At 39.7% G+C, this 20,093-nt stretch carries 21 protein-coding genes; 16 read left to right on the top strand and 5 right to left on the bottom strand.

The genetic code is table 11. From position 1 onward, the window contains the following. Positions 1-34: 34 nt before the first annotated feature. Complete coding sequence (locus KFZ58_RS12605; protein ID WP_235791653.1) at positions 35-874, bottom strand: ATP-binding cassette domain-containing protein; 840 nt, start codon at positions 872-874, stop codon at positions 35-37. 74 nt (positions 875-948) lie between these two features. Continuing rightward, positions 949-2,103, bottom strand: a complete 1,155-nt coding sequence (locus tag KFZ58_RS12600; RefSeq protein WP_235791652.1) for an agmatinase family protein — start codon at positions 2,101-2,103, stop codon at positions 949-951. 729 nt (positions 2,104-2,832) lie between these two features. Between KFZ58_RS12600 and KFZ58_RS12595 the strand changes: the two genes are divergently transcribed. Next, positions 2,833-2,982, top strand: a complete 150-nt coding sequence (locus tag KFZ58_RS12595; protein WP_235791651.1) for a sporulation histidine kinase inhibitor Sda — start codon at positions 2,833-2,835, stop codon at positions 2,980-2,982. A gap of 145 nt (positions 2,983-3,127) precedes the next feature. On the opposite strand, the gene KFZ58_RS12590 is transcribed toward KFZ58_RS12595, so the two are convergent. After that, positions 3,128-3,436, bottom strand: coding sequence for a hypothetical protein (locus tag KFZ58_RS12590; RefSeq protein ID WP_235791650.1), 309 nt, complete (start codon positions 3,434-3,436; stop codon positions 3,128-3,130). Positions 3,437-3,653: 217 nt separating this feature from the next. On the opposite strand from KFZ58_RS12590, the gene pgsB reads away from it, so the two are divergent. The 6 genes from pgsB (at position 3,654) to KFZ58_RS12560 (ending at position 10,453) form a co-directional block, all read left to right on the top strand. Next, a complete protein-coding gene (pgsB, locus tag KFZ58_RS12585; RefSeq protein ID WP_235791649.1) occupies positions 3,654-4,919 on the top strand; it encodes a poly-gamma-glutamate synthase PgsB in 1,266 nt (421 codons plus the stop codon). Between the two features lie 49 nt (positions 4,920-4,968). Beyond that, complete coding sequence (pgsC, locus tag KFZ58_RS12580; RefSeq protein WP_235791648.1) at positions 4,969-5,418, top strand: poly-gamma-glutamate biosynthesis protein PgsC; 450 nt, start codon at positions 4,969-4,971, stop codon at positions 5,416-5,418. A gap of 17 nt (positions 5,419-5,435) precedes the next feature. Continuing rightward, entirely contained in the window at positions 5,436-6,710 is a 1,275-nt protein-coding gene (locus KFZ58_RS12575; RefSeq protein ID WP_235791647.1) for a CapA family protein, read from the top strand. Continuing rightward, positions 6,707-8,518 carry a gamma-glutamyltransferase family protein gene (locus KFZ58_RS12570; RefSeq protein WP_235791646.1) on the top strand — a complete coding sequence of 604 codons (1,812 nt, stop codon included), beginning with the start codon at positions 6,707-6,709 and terminating at the stop codon, positions 8,516-8,518. The genes KFZ58_RS12575 and KFZ58_RS12570 overlap by 4 nt, the downstream gene beginning before the upstream one ends. An 89-nt stretch (positions 8,519-8,607) precedes the next feature. After that, positions 8,608-9,324, top strand: coding sequence for an ABC transporter ATP-binding protein (locus KFZ58_RS12565; RefSeq protein WP_235791645.1), 717 nt, complete (start codon positions 8,608-8,610; stop codon positions 9,322-9,324). Next, complete coding sequence (locus KFZ58_RS12560) at positions 9,311-10,453, top strand: ABC transporter permease (protein WP_235791644.1); 1,143 nt, start codon at positions 9,311-9,313, stop codon at positions 10,451-10,453. Before KFZ58_RS12565 ends, KFZ58_RS12560 begins: the two co-directional genes overlap by 14 nt. Before the next feature lie 242 nt (positions 10,454-10,695). On the opposite strand, the gene KFZ58_RS12555 is transcribed toward KFZ58_RS12560, so the two are convergent. Continuing rightward, the gene (locus KFZ58_RS12555; protein WP_235791643.1) at positions 10,696-11,979 is read right to left on the bottom strand and encodes a glycosyltransferase family 2 protein; all 1,284 of its coding nucleotides are present in this window, start codon (positions 11,977-11,979) and stop codon (positions 10,696-10,698) included. Between the two features lie 424 nt (positions 11,980-12,403). On the opposite strand from KFZ58_RS12555, the gene KFZ58_RS12550 reads away from it, so the two are divergent. Continuing rightward, positions 12,404-13,066, top strand: a complete 663-nt coding sequence (locus KFZ58_RS12550) for a hypothetical protein (RefSeq protein WP_235791642.1) — start codon at positions 12,404-12,406, stop codon at positions 13,064-13,066. 85 nt (positions 13,067-13,151) lie between these two features. After that, the gene (locus tag KFZ58_RS12545) at positions 13,152-13,544 is read left to right on the top strand and encodes a nucleotidyltransferase substrate binding protein (RefSeq protein ID WP_235791641.1); all 393 of its coding nucleotides are present in this window, start codon (positions 13,152-13,154) and stop codon (positions 13,542-13,544) included. 125 nt (positions 13,545-13,669) lie between these two features. Here the strand turns inward: KFZ58_RS12545 and trhA are convergent, their stop codons facing one another. Continuing rightward, positions 13,670-14,317, bottom strand: coding sequence for a PAQR family membrane homeostasis protein TrhA (gene trhA / locus KFZ58_RS12540; RefSeq protein WP_235791640.1), 648 nt, complete (start codon positions 14,315-14,317; stop codon positions 13,670-13,672). A 137-nt stretch (positions 14,318-14,454) separates the two neighbouring features. Here trhA and KFZ58_RS12535 point away from each other — a divergent pair, with 137 nt between their 5' ends. The 7 genes from KFZ58_RS12535 to KFZ58_RS12505 all read left to right on the top strand — a co-directional run bounded on the left by KFZ58_RS12535 (position 14,455) and on the right by KFZ58_RS12505 (position 19,994). Then, positions 14,455-15,033, top strand: a complete 579-nt coding sequence (locus KFZ58_RS12535; protein ID WP_235791639.1) for a DUF1836 domain-containing protein — start codon at positions 14,455-14,457, stop codon at positions 15,031-15,033. 26 nt (positions 15,034-15,059) lie between these two features. After that, positions 15,060-16,058 carry an LLM class flavin-dependent oxidoreductase gene (locus KFZ58_RS12530; protein ID WP_235791638.1) on the top strand — a complete coding sequence of 333 codons (999 nt, stop codon included), beginning with the start codon at positions 15,060-15,062 and terminating at the stop codon, positions 16,056-16,058. A gap of 246 nt (positions 16,059-16,304) precedes the next feature. Continuing rightward, positions 16,305-16,658: a lmo0954 family membrane protein gene (locus tag KFZ58_RS12525; RefSeq protein ID WP_235791637.1), complete on the top strand. Its 354-nt coding sequence runs from the start codon at positions 16,305-16,307 to the stop codon at positions 16,656-16,658. Positions 16,659-16,673: 15 nt separating this feature from the next. Further along, entirely contained in the window at positions 16,674-17,306 is a 633-nt protein-coding gene (locus tag KFZ58_RS12520; protein WP_235791636.1) for a PspA/IM30 family protein, read from the top strand. 291 nt (positions 17,307-17,597) lie between these two features. Then, the gene (gene liaF, locus KFZ58_RS12515; RefSeq protein WP_235791635.1) at positions 17,598-18,329 is read left to right on the top strand and encodes a cell wall-active antibiotics response protein LiaF; all 732 of its coding nucleotides are present in this window, start codon (positions 17,598-17,600) and stop codon (positions 18,327-18,329) included. Then, entirely contained in the window at positions 18,326-19,369 is a 1,044-nt protein-coding gene (locus KFZ58_RS12510) for a sensor histidine kinase (RefSeq protein ID WP_235791634.1), read from the top strand. Before liaF ends, KFZ58_RS12510 begins: the two co-directional genes overlap by 4 nt. Next, the gene (locus KFZ58_RS12505) at positions 19,362-19,994 is read left to right on the top strand and encodes a response regulator (protein WP_235791633.1); all 633 of its coding nucleotides are present in this window, start codon (positions 19,362-19,364) and stop codon (positions 19,992-19,994) included. Before KFZ58_RS12510 ends, KFZ58_RS12505 begins: the two co-directional genes overlap by 8 nt. The last annotated feature ends 99 nt before the right edge of the window (positions 19,995-20,093 follow it).

Genomic DNA, 20,093 nt, shown 5'->3' with positions numbered 1-20,093 from the left:
AGCCAATCATTATCTGAATCGAAAGCTGGAGTAATTAGTATATGTATTTGTTATTTCTAGCATTAAATTGCTTGAATAACATTCGGGATGCTTCATGTTCATTAATAGGGAGAGAGTCAGGTGTCAGCTCCGGAAGCATTTTAAATAGTCTTGCAATAATAGGTAGATGCAAGTCTGCCTCTCTAATCCACTTTTCATTAACCAACAAATGAATGTCACCAGCTGCCAGAATTTCTCCGTCTTTGAGCAGGACAACCATATCGGCCCATGAAGCGGCAAAATTCACATCATGTGTCGAGAGAAGGATTGTCTTGCCCATATAGTGCCAGCCTTGCAAGAGCCCCGCAATATCATCCTGACCTGCAGGATCTAAAAATGCCATAGGTTCATCCAATATAACGATATCCGGTCTCATGGCGAGGATGCCGGCAATGGCGACTCTTTTCTTTTGCCCATAGCTCAAATGATAGGGAGTTCTATCCTTATGCTCAAGCATTCCCACATTTCCTAAAGCAGCCCGACATACTTCTTTAATATCGTTTTCAACCATGTTTAAATTACGCGGTCCAAACGCCACATCCTCCCAAACGGTTCCGGAAAATACCTGATCATCCGGATCTTGAAAGACTAGTCCTACTTGCTGACGAATGGAGGGAGCGGTTTTTTTCGTTAATGGATTTCCCATTATGGTAACAGAGCCTTCGTCTGGAATTTTTAATCCATTTAAATGATGTAACAATGTAGATTTTCCTGCACCATTTGGACCAAGTAACGCTACTTTTGCCCCGTGAGGAATTTGTAAGGTGAGATTTTTTAACGCATCTGTATCGTTTTCATAGCGATAGGTCACATTTGTTATTTCAATAGCATTCATTGGGTTGGCACAACTCCTTTTTGTAAAAAAACAGCCGCTATAGATATAGCAGCAGTTGAAATTTATCTTATAGCTTACGAAAATTGCTTCCCAAGCTTCCCTTCTTTTACCATATTACCAAGTACATCTGAAATAACTCTTGTACCTAATAGTGCGGTTTGATCACTGACATCATATGGTGGGGACACTTCCACAAGTTCCATTCCACAAACACCAACACCCGCCACTTTACTAATAAATTGCAATCCTTCTCTGGGCAAGAAACCGCCAGGCTCCGGCCATCCGGTTCCAGGTACAAACCCACTATCAAAGCTATCGATGTCAACACTTAAATAAACGGCTTTTGCACCTCTCCATGCTTTCTCTAATGCAATTTCTGCTGCTTTATCAACACCGATTCTTTCAATATCACCAATTGTAATAACTGTCGTATCGAATTTCCTTACATTTTGTACAGCTTCTCTTGGTACTTGCCATCCGCCTATTCCCACCTGGACGAGATTTTCAGGTGGAGCATTTGGGATGTTTGTGGCGTGAAACCAAGGCGTTGTATGCATTCGTTCATCCATATCTTTCTCCTGCAGGTCAAGATGGCGATCCAGATGAATAATACCGACTTTTCCATCCATATTGTCAGCAATAGCCCTCAGGGCAGGATAGCCGATCGAATGGTCGCCACCAAGCATCACAGGAAACGTCCCTTGACAAAACACATAGGATACAGCTTTATAGATTTGGTCAAAACTCTTCTCGATATTTGCTATTGTAAAAATATCACCAATATCACACATCCTCAGGGATTCCTTCAAATCCACACCTAATTCAAAACTATAAGTATTATATAGTTTTGAAATTCGTCGTAAGGCTTCAGGTCCAAATCTGGTGCCGGCACGGTATGTTGTTCCAATATCGAACGGAACCCCGATAAAGGCCACATCATATTCCCCCACGCGACGGACATCTTCTAAAAATGGGGTACGCAAAAAAGTAGCAATTCCAGCTTGAGGGGGTCTTGATTCCCGTGTAAACGTGGATATCGTACGGTCTCCGATGGAAGGGGCGGCTTCCAATCCGTATTTAAGTGATCTTTCAATTTCTTTGTCGGACTCAATCTCAGGGATTTTCGCTTCCTTATTTGCGTTTTCAATGCCTAATAAATCGGAAGTACGGTCACTTTCCAATGCTTTTTTCTGCCTGAAACTCAGTCCATGATTATCAAAAAAGCCCAATGAAACACCCCCCTGGTCGTAAATCTATACATATCGTGACGTGAGTTTGGTGGCAATCATTTAATTATATTCTCTTGTTTAATAATTATCACAAAAATATTCCGGGCCGAAAACTCACTCTGCTTCTATGTCTTTGATCTCTAATTTTTGCTTTGTTTCACTTGTTCCACCACCAGTTTTAGGTTGGACAACAGGTTGTTGATACCCACAGCCACAAATTCCAAATCCCATAAAAATCCTCCTGTTCATTAATTTTTCAAATTCTTTTTCATTAAAGGATGAGGATGCATTTAATTATTTCTATAATAAAGGAGGATCTTCATTCAGGTTATCCAACACCCTTCGTGATCACTATTATATACAAATGAAGCAACAGTTGTATGGATAGTATCCCATTCTAGGGTTGTTTTTAGGCTCTTTCGGATGCCTCGAGTGTCATCTTTTTTCATGCCGATAATGTTGAATATCAAATAATAATGTAATAATTTGCGCGCAGTGACTGACTTTGAGAAAATTAGTTTAGTAAAGCGCTACCCGTATGCAAAGCATTAACCTATACACCTGTAGCATATCAAGGGATCAGGCCAAGTTTTAAATTTGACCTTACTCTTTCTGATATGCTTTTTTTCTTTTAGACGAGTAACCAGGTTTTCCCATTTGTGTCATTTGATGAAAGGAGGTGATGCGGAAACTACTTTTTCAAATTTCATTGTGGGAAGGAGGTGCAGTATGGAATATCTATCCGACGAGCTTTTGGTTGACTCGTACAAAAAAGCACTGGATCTTAACTTAAGTCAAGACTTCATTCTGGTCTTGGAAACAGAGTTAGTAAGAAGAAAGCTCCAGTTTTCTTTTAAAAGCGCAGGAATTGTCGATTGATGATGATCTGTGTTTTTAATAGTGGAAGCAAGGATATGAATCAAAATCATTGTTAGCAATGACAATGTTACGGGCAGCGTTTACGCTGCCCGTATTTTTGCAAAATGGTAGTGAAGTAGGAAAAGCTATCCCACTTCACTTATTGCTAATAGTGTTTTTTATGCTTCTTTTTATCCTGTTTCTTCTCCTGCTCCTGTTCTTGTTCTTGATCCTCTTTTTCATTAAAATCTACATCTGAACGGACTTTTGCCTTATGGTCAGAGTCGATATAAACATCAACATTAACATAAGAATTTCCGCTATTTTTTACGTTGGTGTTATCACTATCACGTCTCTTTTTTCTTCTTGAGTTATCTTCCGTGTCTGCTTCCATTCCACAACCACCATTTGATCTTGACATATACATCTCTTGGTTTCCGTTTTTGTCAAACCCTCTTTGTCTCCATTTACCCATTGTATTTCCTCCTTTGCCTCTCTGACATATAATACTATACGCAAATTAGAAGCTTGTCGAAGCGGCATGTATATTAAGATAGGAGTATATTTTAAAGGAGCGACTAACCAAAATCTGAGATATGCTAACTTGATATTTTAGTATCACGAATCGGTTTTATAAGTTGTTGAATTATGGTAAAAGTAGTATAATTTCATAGATTACTAGGAGGTTTAACATGAATGAGCTGATTTATTTGACGTTTTTTGCCGTCATTGTTTTATACATAGGGATACGTGAGCGAAAAAAGTTGGATAGAAATGTAAATCGAATTCCCACTAGGATCCTTATTAACGGTATTAGAGGTAAATCTACAGTAACACGGTTGGTGATGGGAATTATCAAAGAAGACCGGCAGCGTGTAGCTGGTAAAACTACCGGGACGTCCCCTCGTTTATTTTATTGGGATAAAGAGGAAGAGGAATCTATCACCAGAAGCTTGCAAGGGCCAAACATCTCCGAGCAAAAAGTGATGATTAATAAAGTAGCAAGACGCGGGGCAGACGCGTTTGTGACAGAATGTATGGCTGTGAATCCGGAATACCAGAAGGTTTTTCAGGAACGTTTTGTAAAAGCAAACATCACGGTTATTACAAATGTAATGGAAGACCATTTAGATGCCATGGGACCGACTATTGACCAGATTGCAGAGGCATTTAGTCGCACTATTCCCCACAATGGTTATGTCGTCATACCTCCTACACACTATTATCGTTACTTCGCAGAGATTGCAGGGCGTCGTGGTAGTGAAGTAGTGGTTGCGGATACGGATCTTATCGATGATGCGTATTTAACAGAATTTCCATTTATGATGTTTGCCGAAAATGCTGCAATCGGTTTGGCTGTTGCTGATATCCTTGAGATTGACCGGGATGTCGCGCTCCGAGGCATGCTTAACGCGCCTGTGGATCCTGGTGCACTGCGGGTTCATGCTTTTGGCAGGGAATCAGCCCCAAGCTTTTTCTTTAACGGTTTTGCAGCAAATGATACAACTTCTACCATTAATATTTGGAACAAAATTCAGGAACAAGATTATCCTTCTGAAAATAATGTGGTGATTATGAACTGTCGCGAGGATCGTGTCGATCGGACCATCCAGTTTGCCGAAGAGGTGCTCCCCGAATTAGACGCGGATACGCTCATCCTGACAGGAAAAAGTGTTACACCGATTGTACAAGCATATGAAAATAAAAAATTGCCTATAAGTAACCTTATTAACCTTGAAAAACACGCTACGGGGCAAGTATTGGCATATATCAGGGGACTACCGGAAAAAACTTCAATTTACGGAGTTGGAAATATCCACGGAGGCGGCCAGGAACTAGCGGACGCCATGGAACAACTGGAATTGGAGAAAACAACCGTTTCTGAATCTAATGAAACGAAGAAACAAAATAAACAATCACGCCATAAAGAAAAAGCTTTTGCCGAGTCTCCTTCTTAAACAATGGAGACAAGTATAAGCAGGACTTTGATGAAGGAGTTGGAACAACGTGTTTGGTACAGATTTATATATTGCTATAATTATAGGTGTTCTGCTTTCACTGATTTATGCTGAAAAAACAGGAATTGTCCCTGCAGGATTAGTTGTCCCGGGATACATTGCGCTCGTTTTCGATCAATTAATGTATATTGTTGTAGTGGCAGTCATCAGTTTGCTGACATATCTCATTGTCACACAAGTAATAGGACGCGTAACCGTATTATATGGACGACGCAAGTTTGCCGCTATGCTGACTGTAGGGGTATTGTTGAAGATGGGAATGGATTATCTCTATCCGCTAACACCTTTTCCGATTATGGAGTTAAGGGGAATAGGGGTTATTGTGCCTGGATTGATTGCAAATTCCATTCATAAGCAGGGAGTTCTACCCACATTCTCATCAACATTTATCATCGCCTTTTTTACATTTGTCATTATTACGGTTTATCATTTATTTTAGAGTAGGTGCGTTTAAAAATGTCGAAAGAATTGTCTTTTAAGGAAAGAATAAAATTGTGGACGATCCGTCATCGTGATAGGGCATTACGTGATTCTATCATTGCGATCATTGTATTAGCGATTCCTTTTTTCGGTCATCAATTGTTCTTTTCAGCTTCTGTGCCGTCTGATACTAGGGCCGATAATGTAGAATACCGGATGTCAATCGTTGGCGATATGATGATGGGACGTCATGTACATGATGCTGCTGTTAGAAGCAATGAACCGATGGACCGTGTCTTTGAATATGTTCAGCCTTTTTTTGATGAATCGGATTATGTTACCGGAAATTTTGAAACACCGATACTAAATACGGAGGACGAAGAAGTAAAGGCAGTGATGGATGATGCGGAATTACATAACAAAGATATCCATATTCATTCAGAACCATGGGCCATCGATGCGCTCAGCAATGCAGGGTTTGACTCTGTTAGCTTTGCCAATAATCATGCACTTGATTTTGGTGATTTATCACTTCAGCAAACGTTGGATCATGTCGAAAATGCGTCATTTGATACAGTGGGAATCGGTGATGCCATGAACCTCTCAGAAGAGGAAATAGAGGAGGGAGCGACTGATGCTGCTGAAATGTCCTATTTTGATATCAATGAGGACGTTCGTGCTGGCATCATTGGCTTTACGGATGTTTTTGTACAAGGATTCAGTGCGCAGGACTATGTAGGAGGCGTATTCACACCACAGAATCAAGGGATGATGGAGTTAAGAGATCGCCTGCTTCAGGCAAAAGCACCTGAGGAAGAAGATGGAGGCGGGGCAGATATTGTGATTGTCCATATCCATTGGGGAGATGAGTACCAGGTTGGCTCCAATGATCGTCAGGAAGAACTGGCTCAATACTTAGCTAACTATGGTGCAGATATTATCATTGGTCATCACTCTCATGTACTGGAACCTGTTTCTGTCGTAGAAGGTGCAGAAGGAAATCGCGCAATTGTTATGAATGGTATGGGAAATTTCGTTTTTGATCAGGGCTGGAGCCGAACGAAGGAATCCGCCATCGCTCAACTTGATTTCTTAGATGATGGTTCCAAGCAACTTTCGTTTGTACCGATGTATATTGAAGATACCCGTCCGAGGGAAACAGAAGGCTTGACGAAATTTTATCGGGACTATCGCATATTCAGGACACTGCGGAAAGAGTTGGACAATGATTGGTGGACGGTGGAAAACGGACGACTAAACATTGACTTAGATAAAGCGGGTGTCCTTGAAGGAGTGGAAATCACATCATGAATGTCAATCGTTATTTAAAGGTCACCTATATTATTGCAGGAATTGTCATGGTTGGGTTAATTGGTTGGAATTTTTATTTTGAAGATGAATTTGACCCGTTCAGAGAGCCGTATTCCAGTGGTGATTTTACGGATAGACAAGTGGAATCTGTTGGCAGCCAAAATGAGACGAATACAAATAATGCAGAAGAGCCACGTGTCGAGGTTTACGGGGTTAGTTCACTTCACCCGTTAGCTGCAGATGTAGGTATGCAAGTTATTGAAGATGGCGGAAATGCTATTGATGCAGCTGTGGCTGTTTCGTTTATGCTAAATGTGGTTGAACCATACGGATCAGGTATAGGCGGTGGCGGTATCATGCTTTATCATGATCCGGAAGAAGGGGCTGTCAGCTATGATTATCGAGAAGCCGCTCCAGTTAGTGGGGAGTGGCCGGATAGAGGAGTCGCTGTTCCAGGTCTTGTGAAAGGGTTGGACTTCATTCATGAAAGTCATGGAGAAACGGCTTGGGAAGAACTTTTAGCACCGGCTATAGAAAGAGCTGAAGAAGGTTTTCAAGTCGGAGAGATTTTTAATCAGCAGACAAGCAGTGCTGTACGTTATCTTCAGCTGGATCCACAGGATAGGGAGTTGTTTTTCCCAGGTGGTCAGGTAGTAGGAGTTAATGATCTCCTTGTACAAGAAGAGTTGGCGGAAACATTGACGCTTATTCAGGAAAATCGCTCGGATGGATTTTATAGCGGGACAGTTGGAGAGGCGCTCCAAGAGGAATTAGGTTTTACAGCGGAAGACTTGGAAGCATATGAACCTCAAGTATCCGAACCGGTTAAGACAGAAATTGGGAACCAAGTCGTTTATGGTGGTGCTTCACCTTCGTCAGGTACGGTTGTACTTCAAGCATTAAAATTGGCCGAGAAAATAGATCTTACAGAAGTGTTTCCTGATGAGGATATACCGGAGGACTTTTCATTTGGGGAACTGGTAAATCATGATGAACTGGAACATGTTTATATGCATCTCATGAATGAGATTACAAAAATAACCTATAGCCATCGTGTTGATACATTGGGTGACCCGCAATTTGACCAGATCGATCATGAAACTTTTACGAGTGATGCCTATATTGACGACATGTTCAATGAGATATCTTATGACGAAATAACAGAAGCAGATACATCCACGTTATTTGATTCTCCTTCAGAGGAAGCAGATTCAAGGCATACCACACACTTTGTTATTGTGGACAAAGAGGGTAGGATGGTCTCAGCCACCCATTCGTTAGGAGAATTTTATGGATCAGGCAGGTATATGAATGGATTCTTTCTCAATAACCAAATGCAAAACTTCAGCCAGAACGACGAATCCATAAATCGATATGAACCTGGCAAAAGACCGAGATCATTCGTATCACCGTTAATCTTTGAAGAGAGTGGGCAACCGGTTCTTGGTATTGGTAGTCCTGGCGGAAGGCGTATACCAGCGATGCTCTTCCAAACAATCATGCAATACCAGCATGCGTTTAACGAAGATGACGGGCGAGTTAGCCTACAAGAAGCCATTGAAGCATCGCGTTTTTATAATGAAGAAGAAGTTATATATGTAGAAGAAGCGCTTCCTGAAGAAACGATGCAGAGGCTCCGTGATATGGGATATTCTGTTATCGGACATGACTCTCCGCTTTTCTATGGAGGTGTTCAAGGCCTTGGGGTTATCCTTAATGGACAAGGTAAGGCACAAGGAATGTACGGTGGGGGAGATCCACGAAGAAATGGTTCTTGGCAAATTGAAGAGGGAGATTCAGAGGAATAATGCAAAATGCCTTCATACTAAGTATGAGGGCATTTTCGTGTATGGTATAATTAAGATAGGAACTGTGGGTATTGGAGGTATTGGAATAAATGAGCGAAAATAATGTACTAACAGTTAACATTACAGAAGGAGGATATTCAGCTGATGCCAAGCTATTAGAAAATATTTCCTTTTCTATTGATAAAGGTGAAATTGTCGGGTTGATTGGTCCCAATGGGGCTGGAAAAAGCACGACAATTAAAGCCATACTCGGAATTCTGAACCATACAAAAGGAGGTATTCATGTAAATGAATACGCCTATATTCCGGAAAGGCCAATTTTTTATGATGGTTTGACATTGTGGGAACATCTTGATTTTCTATTCTCTGTCTCCGAAGTGGACGAACAGCAATTCACCTCCAAAGCTAAGAAACTATTGGAAGCATTTCGCCTGTCTCATGTGGTTAACCACTACCCGGAGAATTTCTCAAAAGGAATGCAGCAAAAAGGGATGATTGTGCTTGCGTTGCTGAAGCAGCCCAGTTTATACATAATCGACGAACCATTCATGGGATTAGACCCAACCGCAATAAGTAAGCTGCTGGAAATGATTAATCAGGAAAAGGAGCGTCACGCAGGTATTCTTATGTCCACACATGTCCTTGATACAGCTGAAAAGATATGTGATCGCTTTATTCTGATTTCAAATGGAAAGGTGATTTCGCGTGGGACACTTGGTGAAATTCGTAGGGATAGTGGTTTACAGCAGGGCTCATTATTTGATTGTTTCGGTGTCCTTACAGAGCGTGATAATGATGACTGGTAGGCAGCTTTTTCGCAGGCGGTTCGTTGAGGAATGGAAATTTCAATGGAAAGTTTTGCGTTCTGTTTTTGATTGGTCTGTGATTTTATATGTCGTCGTACCGGCACTTATCATTGCTCCTTTTGTGTATATAGAGATGTGGCAGGATATACACCTCTACTGGAGTGAGGAAATTCCGTTTTCTATTTTAATAGGGTTAATTCTAATTCTGTTCATAATAGGGAATTTCCGAACCTTTCTCTTGGAAGCAGATTTGCTGTTTCTGATGCAGCGAAAGAAACTTATATATCAATTGAAGTTATCGGGTTTTCTTTATTCGGTTTTGCGGGTCATTTTAAGCACGGCTCTAATGTTTATCGTTATACTACCGATTCTTGTATTTATTTATGATTTTTTAGTGATGGACATCTCGTTCTTATTTATAGCAGTGATTGCATTCCGGCTTTCTTTTTTATCATTGAAAAAAATAATCACGCGCACAGTAACGAAATGGATCGTTTTTCCGGCTGTTTTTATGGTGTCGCATTTGCTGATTTTAAACATGAATAGCATGATGCTGGCAGTTGGCAGTTTACTTGTTATAGGGTTTGTTTGCTATTTTCATATGACCCAATTTGTGAAAACAAATCGCCATTTTCTGCAGGAATTGGCTATCGAACAATCGGAACGCGTGCGCTATATTAAATTGATCTTAAACTTCTCACAGGAAGTGGAGAAGCCTCCAGTCAAGCAAGGAAAACGACCAATGCTATTTCGAAATTCCGGACGATTTTTCCAGGTGCGAAGTAAAGAAAATGGCCTGCTTGAATTTCTATTGAAGGCCTTTTTACGTAATAAAGGATATATGGCCAGTTATAGCCAGTTAGTTGGTCTTAGTCTATTTGGGATCATTGTTTTGCCTGTCTGGTTAAAATGGATCGTGTTTCTTTGCTTTATCTTTTTCGTAAATACATGGATTAAAAATATCTACCGGGAAATGATGGACAGTGCATTTTTTGCTGTAGTCCCTTATGGGGATGAGGAATTATCCGATGCTGTCAGGCCGCGTTTTCGAAGGTGGATTGTCATTCCTTCCGCTGTTTTCGTGGGTGGATTGAGTTTTTTATTGAGTTTTATAGAATTTTTTAGTTGATGTAAACGATATAATGCTATAATAGGAAAATTGCCTTGAATTTCAGAATCAGAACCCAGAAGGTAGGGGGGATTTAAAGCTCATTGATTATTTGTCAAAAAACCACTTATGCCCGCTAAGCATAAAATGGTATTTTTAATGTTCGAACATAATGAATGCAATTAGGATCCCAAAGGATATCATAAGCGTTAAAACGTTTATGAATCGATTTTGTATTGATGGAAAATCAAGAATCCACATCATTATCGAACATCATCAATAGATTTCACCACTGTGTGGGCGATTGGTTTCCATTTAACATCCTTAAACAGAGCTGCGATAGCGATTGGTAAATAGGTAAACATAAATAGCGGAAAAGTGAATGTATATGCGACTTTTTTCCAGCCGGGACAATGAATCTTTTTCCACTCCGTCACTATAGTAATGAATCCAATGATAAATAATATCCCGTAATATCCACCAACGGATTTTAACATTGCTATAGTGGTTGCTTGAATAATCTTTTGCTGGTCAAATATTTCAAACAAGCCACCAAAAAAGAACACGCCATTGATCACAATACTGGCACATGCAATGAGCATAGCAGGCATTATTGTCATGGCCATATCGTAGCTGGCAAAACTGTTGCCGTTTCCTTTAAAGATATTGACGATCAGATCTTTGCCATAATTGCCTATGACCTGATAAAAACCTTTCGCCCAGCGTAATCTCTGGTTCCAAGACTGCTTGAAGGTGATTGGCTGCTCATCATAAAACACTGCGTTTCTGGAATATCCAATCTTTTCTCCGTTAAGAATCTCTGAAACCGTAAACTCGATGTCTTCTGTTAGAAGATGATGAATCCAGCCTCCATTTCTTTTGATCAAATCAGCATCTACCAGAAATCCTGTTCCGGAAATGGCGCAACTGGTGTGAATCGTCATTCTTGGAAGGTTAAGATATTCAGCTTCATGCAAAAACCAGAGCGCATAACCAGAAGAGATCCAATTTTGATCATAATTCTTAGAGTTTCTGTAGCTGGTGATTACCCTGTATCCCTGATTAAAGGTCTTGTTCATCTCCGCTACATAGTTCTTATCAAGGAGATTATCGGCATCTAACACTAAAAAGCCATCATACTCTCTGGATGCATATTCCTTTTTGATGATATTAAACATATAGTCGAGAGCATAGCCCTTTCCAATCTGTTCTTTATTGAAGCGCTCCCTGACAATTGCCCCTGATTCTGTAGCAGCCTGTGCGGTATTATCGGTACAATTATCTGCTACTACGAAAATATCAATGAATTCTTCGGGGTATTTCTGTTTTTTTATGCTTTTTATTAGCTCTGAAATGACGAGTTCTTCATTTCGAGCTGCAATAACCACTGCGTATTTGTAGGAATGGACATCCCCAAGCACGGTCTTATTGTCTTTTTTAGCCTTAAATGCAATTAATATATACACGATCTTATACGAATACAGTAGTGTAAATAAAATGAACATAAAAAAGTTTAAATTATTAATAAAAGTGATAGTTGAGTCCAAGTTAATACCTCCACGATGTTTCTTTTTTTCATTCTTTGATTACCTTTCCAATAACACGCTTGATCATGGAAGTTATATAGAATAAAGTAACTGCACCTCAAAGGCATGGATTTCATTTCAGCAACATGCAATTATTTAGTCTGGTTAAATAAATTTACTTGATTTGTCTTCAAGGGGCTAGAAGGTACTTCAGCCTCTACCAACTAATTATACTTAATATTTATAAATTAATTATTAAAAATCTCTTAAGTTCTTGTAAATTTTTCAGCAATCAAAATCCGTAGCTAATGTAATAGATATAGGGTGGTATATTTTTAAACTTCTTACAAGAAGTGGAGTGACCTCCAGTCAAACAAGGGAGATGACTCATAATTTTTTGAGTAATAAAGGGTAGCGGGAATTTTATGAAAACGAATGGAAAGAAATGCTTCGTAAATGGTTCAAGGAAAGCGGTGAATTGGGTGCTACGCTTCAGTTATCCTTTTGGGCGGTATGGCTAAGCCGGTGGGCAAAAGAATTCCAATCCAAAGCATTTCGAGCAAGGAAAAAAGGGGACGAGTATGATCGAAAAAAGGAGCAATTTTACCAATCAAAAAACAGTGTCATGGAGTTGCTCATGCTTTCGCCTTATACACAGCTTTCATTTTATAGGCCACCATTCCCACATAAAAGATTCAATTTGCATTTCTGTTCCGATCATTATGATAGATGGTGTGATCTGAGGGAATTTGGTTACATGAGTAAATGGGATTATTTTGATATGTACCAAAAGGAAATAACCAATTGTGAAGCATGCAAATATGATCAAATAAATGATTATTACTCCCTGTATTATCTCTCTGTCAAAAGTGAGGAAGTGGATGATTTTCATTTTTCTTTCCACATCCCATATCCTATTGGTAAAAATACTTTTCCGCCAAAGCATGAGCTGAAGAAAGTTTTTCACGATGAACAAGAAGGGATATTCCGATTTGGCAGAACGCTGTTTGAAGAAGAGAAAATAAATTTCACGGAAAGAGAAGTGTGGAAGCATTTTGAGGATGCTCGCGAAAAGTTTTTGCTGTATTTTCCGTCTTCATCTACGTAATGCTATAATGAGGAAAACAACAAATGAGGGTGATCGCCTTGAATTCCAAGAGTCAGAAACATGAGGTGATCGGGAGGAATAATTTATGGAAAGATTAAACGACCGACTTCAAAACGTTGAGAGGAATTTAAATACGTTGCAAGAGATACTTGACATTAATATCCCTTCTACTATCGAAAGAAATGCAGGATTTCAGCGGTTTAAAAATAGCTTTGAATCTTGCTGGAAAGCGGCAAAACATTATTTATATGATATAGAAGGATTAGATATCGGTTCTCCTAAGGGTGTTATACGTTCTTTTCGTGAAATCGGGCTGTTGTCTGAGAATGAGACAGTTCTTGGTTTACGTATGGTAAATGATCGCAATATGACTGTACATATGTATAATGAAGAATTAGCCGTTGAAATTTTTGGGAACTTACCCCAGTATTATCAGTTTTTGCGTGATTGGGGTGAGCGAATGAATGAGAAGTTGTAGCTAGTTAGCAAATTGGCGCTATAATTGAGTGGGGGGACACATAATATTGATATGAAAATATGTGTCCCCTATCAGTTTTGTATTATACTATCTGCAATCATAGCAGTTTCTATAAACCTATCTTATCAAAGCACATACCCATAAATACACCAAAAATGAAACAGGCTCCCAAACAATATAAACACATGAAAAATCTCGTGAAAACCGAAATGTTTAAATGAAAGGAACTTCGGTTTTAGCCAATAAATGACAGCTCCGACAGTGTAAAACAGGCCACCAATAATGAGCATCGTCATTCCACCAGTACCTAAAATCGGTGCCAGGGCAGGAGTAAAGAAAATGACAAGCCATCCCATCGCAACATAAAGACTGGTTGATAGCAACCTTGGTGAATGGAACCAGACCAGTTTGAAGATAACCCCTAAGATAGCGATCAGACTTATAACGGCGAAAAGCACCCATCCTGTTACACCATTTAAACTGATCAAACAGAGGGGTGCATATGTACCCGCAATTAATACATAAATCATCGAATGATCTATCCGTCTTAGAAAAGCAATTACCCGATCTTTCGCTACTACCATGTGATAGGTGGCAGATGCCGCGTATAATAGAATCATACTAACACCAAAAATAATTACTGCCATTATCGCAAGTGCAGATTCTGTTGTTACCTGAGCTTTAATAACTAATGCAAGTAGACCTACAAAAGATAAAACTGCCCCGAACAAATGTGTAAACCCGTTTACTGGTTCACGAATGTATATTCCCAAATTATCAACACCTTTATTTTGCTATGTAGTTTTAAAAACTATATAACCATGATATATGCATGTTATTAAGTAGTCAATGTTTTACTTTAAAAAAATTTTGCACTATAATAGACTCAAACAAAAAATGGAGTTTTATGATGAAAAACATAGACACGATAATACAAGAATTGGACTTGAATAACCACTTATCCTTTGAAGAGATACCGGATCTTGATTTGTACATGGATCAAGTCATACAGTTATTTGAAAATAAATTTGCCGGCTCCAAGCGTAATAATGATGAAAAAGTTTTGACAAAAACAATGATTAATAATTATGCCAAGGGTAAATTATTTTTTCCCATTCAAAATAAAAAATACTCCAAAGACCATCTGATTCTTATAAGCATGATCTATCAGATGAAGGGTGCGTTCTCGATCAGTGATGTGAAAACGACCTTGGATAAACTGAATACAAAGATGACAGAAGATGACTTTGATTTACAGCATCTGTACAAGCGTTATTTGCAGCTGTCGGAAACAAATGTGGATATGTTTAAGGAAGATGTTCAGGCACATAAACAAGAAGTCAGCAAAGAGGTAGTGAAACTGGAAGATACAGACGCGGAATACCTGGAACAGTTATTAATGGTAGCAACACTAACAAGTATGAGTAATTATTATCGCAGAGCTGCGGAGAAAATCGTGGATGAGATTGGGAAAGAGGAAGAAGTATAGATTTCCCTAAAGAAAGAAGGTACATAATGAAACTTAGTATATTAGACCAATCACCGATTTCTTCTGGAAAAACTCCTAAAGATGCGTTAACTGCTACAGTAGAACTTGCGAAGCGAGCAGATGAATTAGGCTACACCCGGTATTGGGTTGCCGAGCACCATGACTTGTCAGGTCTGGCGTCACCAGCTCCGGATATCGTGCTTGGGGTTATTGGTTCTCAAACAGAGCGAATTCGGATCGGCGCAGGTGCTGTCTTATTGCCACATTATAAGCCTTACAACGTCGCAGAAAGATATAACATGCTAGCTACATTATATCCTGAGCGGGTTGATCTGGGTATTGGTCGTGCACCCGGTGGATCTGCGGAAGTTACCATGGCACTATCAGATAATTTCCTGGAACAGGTTCGTAAAATGCCTGAATCGTTGTCTGAACTGCTAACCTTCCTGCGTCGTGATTTGGATTTTCCAGATGATCATATGTATTCAAAAATTACACCCTCCCCGGTTCCAGCAGCCCCACCTAAAGCCTGGTTACTCGGGACTAGTGAAAAAAGCGCCATTTTAGCAGCAGAAAAAGGTATACCGTATGCGTTTGGCCACTTTATGACAGACAAGGACGGACCCAGTATTGTGAAGAAATACCGTGAAAGCTCTACGGCGGAGTCTGAAGCTATTGTTACTGTGTCTGTTATTTGCGGTGAAACAACGGAAGAAGCAGAAGAGCTCGCATCAAGCAATTTTCTCTGGAAAGTCCAACAAGAAATAGGCGAGGGTAAAGACGGTGTACCAACTGTCGAGGAAGCGAAGGCATATAACTTTTCCAATAAAGAGAAAGAAACCATACAGGATTTGCGAAATAACACGATTATTGGCAACCCGGCTGAGGTACGGCAGCAGCTTGAAGAGCTTGAGGATCTGTATGGGACAGATGAATTCATGATCGTCACGATTACACACAGCTATGAGGCAAGAAAAAAATCATATGAATTGATTGCTGAAGAATTCGGATGTGCCAAATCATAAAAAAGCCATTAAAGGGGAGGTATGGGACCCTTTAATGGCTTTTTCTATTCTTTCATCACACACTTCATAATCCAAAACTCCAATCATTTCTGTTCAATGCAGAAAAAACAATACTATCTCAGCAGAATCTTAAGAGCTACACCCCAATACGCCTGAAGTCCTATTCCAAAATATGGCGCAGGCTCATTACTGACTTCTCGTTTCCTCGGTAAAATGAAATCAGGATAAAGAAAGGAGGCGGAAGTGATGAAAAAATTTATGTTGTTTGTCGGTGGGTTAGTTGCTCTGATCATCTTACTGGCTAACCTTGGGCCAATGGTTTTTTTAGCCCTTAGTGTTTGGCTGTTGTACGTAGTATTTAAGAAATTCGTAAAAAGTGGCTCAACAGCAGGAAAAATTGGCTGGGTGATCGTTGGCTTGATTTTACTCAGTATCGCATTATCCAATATATTTGCGGTGATCGGCTTAGTGGCAGCCTATGCACTGTATCTCATTTATTCAAGCTGGAAGAAAGATGACAGCGACCCGGTTGTACATGTGGCACATGATGATGACCCGTTTACAAATTTTGAAAGACAATGGTCGGAAATAAATAACTAAAAAAGGAGAATTTCAATGTCTACAAACATATTTACACGGATGAAAGATACGATTTCAGCAGATCTACACAATATGATGGATCAAAAGGAACAGAAAAACCCAATCGCTGCTTTAAATCAATACCTGCGTCAAAGTGAACAGGAAAAGGATAAAGTTAGAAAACTGGTAGATCGTCAATATAAACTAAAAGATGAATTCACGAGAGAGTATCATAAGGCACAAGATATTGCAGATAAGCGATTGAAGCAGGCAAATATTGCAGCAAAAGCCGGTGAAGAGCAGATGCGTGAATTTGCGATGAAGGAACATGAGGAATATCAAGTACGTGCTGATCGTATGAAGTCTTCCCGTGAAGAAGCAGTCGAACAATTGGAAACACTGGAACAAAAATATGAAGAAATGAAGCATAAGCTAAAGGACATGCACCTGCGCCGCATGGAATTAATGGGACGTGAGAATATTGCACATGCGAATCATCAGATAAATAAAGTCACCGAAGAAGCTTCAGACAAACCGTTTTCCCGCTTTGAAGAAATGGAACAATACATTGAGGGCTTGGAGTATAAGGTAAATAGCTCCTACTACCGAAGCACGTTTGACAGTAAAATTGCCAAGCTAGAAAAAGAAATGGAAGATAAAGCAAATTAGTCTATCCAAACTTTAAAGAGGATGTTCAAAAAAGTCCGGTAAAAATGACACATCGAATTTCTTCGTTGGCTTGCTTTTCCGTTCCTTGGAAAAGAAAAACGCTTTTCCTGCGTGCTAGAACGTTTGCTCACGTATTAATTGCATATGTTCCGCTACTCAAAGCCACGCCGCCTCGAACTTCTCGGTCCTTTTTATCCTCCTTTTGAACACGCATTTAAAGAAAAAGTGATATACTGAAACAGGTGCAGTCCGCTGCGCCTGTTTTACATAATAAAGAAGGGGGTCACTCTCATGTTCAAAAGGCTGACAACAGATACGTACAACTGGATTCTGATCATTGGAGTGATCCTCTTTATTTTCGAAATAGCCTTCTTTTTTGGAGGCACCATCATCCCGGCATTATTCTCCGGTTTTTTTATGTATATCGGCTGGAAAAAATTCGACCAATTATGGGGTAAAATTTTATTTTGGATTTCATTAGTTGGTCTGGTATTTGCTGTATTGAATTTGCTGGCGGTTCGATTCTTGATAATTGCAGCAATTGTTTTATTTATACTTAATTATTCAAAGTCCAAAAAAGAAGCAGAACGCTTCAATCCGATTCTTCCTGGTACAGATGAAGTAATGATGGATCCTGTCATAGAGATGAAACCGTTATTTGATCATAAACTGTTTGATGACCAGGAAACGGAGGATGCTGCATACCAATGGCGGGATGTAAATATTCATGGAGCATTTGGGGATCGCGTGATTGATCTAAGCAACACGGTTCTGCCTAATGATACAGCAGTCATTTCCATACGACACCTAATGGGAAATATTGAAATTTCTGTTCCCTACGAGGTGGAAGTGAGTATTCATCACAGCTCTGTTTTCGGCAGGGCACATATTTTTGGAAAACATCATTGGAAATTAATGAATAAATCGCTTTTATATCAAACCCCAAACTATGACAACTCATATCCTCGTGTAAAAATCATTACCTCTCTATTTTCCGGAGATATTGAGGTGAAACGAATATGAGTACAATTATACGTCATGTTTTCACCGCAATACTGTTTAGTTTGTTCATTGCAGTTATATTAGTTGGTTTAACATTGCTGGCTTTTCCTTTAGACGATTGGTCACTTATTTTCAAACAGGAAATTGGCAATGTATCATTTCTGGTATTGGTGATAGGGACATCAATCACAGCAGGTACTATACTTGGTCTATCAACAGGATGGTACTGGAAACAACGGCTTCATCAGATTGATCGTAGGCTTGATGAAATGGTAAAAGGACAAAAGTTTACAACTGATGAGGCGGTCTACAAAGAACTAGACAGTATAGAGCAGCGAATGGAGCAACTCCAAGAGAAGCTCAGAAACCAGGCAGAGTATTCACAACGGCTTGCTACAGAAAGGGCCAATGAACGAGAACAAAGCCTTCAGGAAATTGTAGTCCAGGAAAGAAACCGATTGGCAAGGGAACTGCATGATTCGGTGAGTCAACAACTGTTTGCCGCATCAATGATGATGTCGGCCATTAATGAATCGAATCCGCCGGAACACGAATCGATTAAAAAACAGATGCAAATGGTGGAAAATATGATTCATCAATCCCAACTCGAAATGCGTGCATTATTACTTCATCTTCGTCCAGTAGCATTAAAAGGGAAATCCCTGCAAAAAGGTGTCGAGGAACTACTGGTTGAGATGACACAAAAAGTACCGATGGAGATTGATTGGAAGGTTGAGGAGTTCACCGCCGATAAAGGTGTGGAGGATCAGCTTTTTCGCATCCTGCAGGAGTCTATGTCGAATACACTTCGACATGCAGAAGCTGCCACATTTCATGTAATATTAATTGAACGAGATGAAACAGTGATTTTACGAACAGTTGATAACGGAAAGGGCTTTGATATGGAAAATATAAGAACAGGTTCTTATGGTCTGCAAAATATGCGTGAACGTGCTTATGAGGTTGGAGGTAACTTTAAAATTATCAGTGTGCCCAATGAAGGTACACAGTTAGAGGTAAAAGTTCCAAACCTACGAAAAGAGGGTGAGCATAATGATTAAAATTTTATTTGCCGATGATCATGAAATGGTTCGAATTGGTGTTTCATCATACCTTTCTGCTCAACCCGATATGGAAGTCGTTGCTGAAGCGGATGATGGTGGGCCTGCTGTTGAGAAGGCATTGGAATTAAAACCGGATATTATTTTGATGGATCTTGTTATGAAAGAAATGGATGGGATTGAAGCAACAAGCCAAATTATTGCACAGTGGCCGGAAGCGAAAATTATTATTGTTACAAGTTTTCTTGATGATGAAAAAGTTTATCCGGCACTTGAAGCTGGAGCAACGAGTTATATGCTAAAAACGTCAAAAGCAAGCGAAATTGCTAAAGCAGTACGTGCAACGTATGAAGGGCAATCAATTCTGGAACCTGAAGTTACAGGGAAAATCATGAATCGTATGCGGGAAAAACCTGCTGAAAATCTACATGATCAATTGACAGATCGTGAAATGGAAATTTTACTATTAGTAGCACAGGGGAAATCAAATCAGGATATAGCGGATGAATTATTTATCGCATTAAAAACTGTGAAAGTACATGTAAGCAATATTTTAGGAAAATTGGAAGTCCAGGACCGGACACAAGCTGTGATTTATGCGTTTAAGCATGAATTAATTAAGTGATTTGGTTGGATAGCTTAAGAAGCAACCACACAGGGAGAGTATCAACTGGAGAGCGTGGAAATAAACCCCAAAGCAAAAAATTCAACCCGATCATAGAAC

This window comes from Virgibacillus sp. NKC19-16 (assembly GCF_021560035.1).
Lineage (GTDB): Bacteria > Bacillota > Bacilli > Bacillales > Amphibacillaceae > Virgibacillus_L > Virgibacillus_L salidurans.
This window is presented reverse-complemented; position numbering and strand designations above follow the sequence as displayed.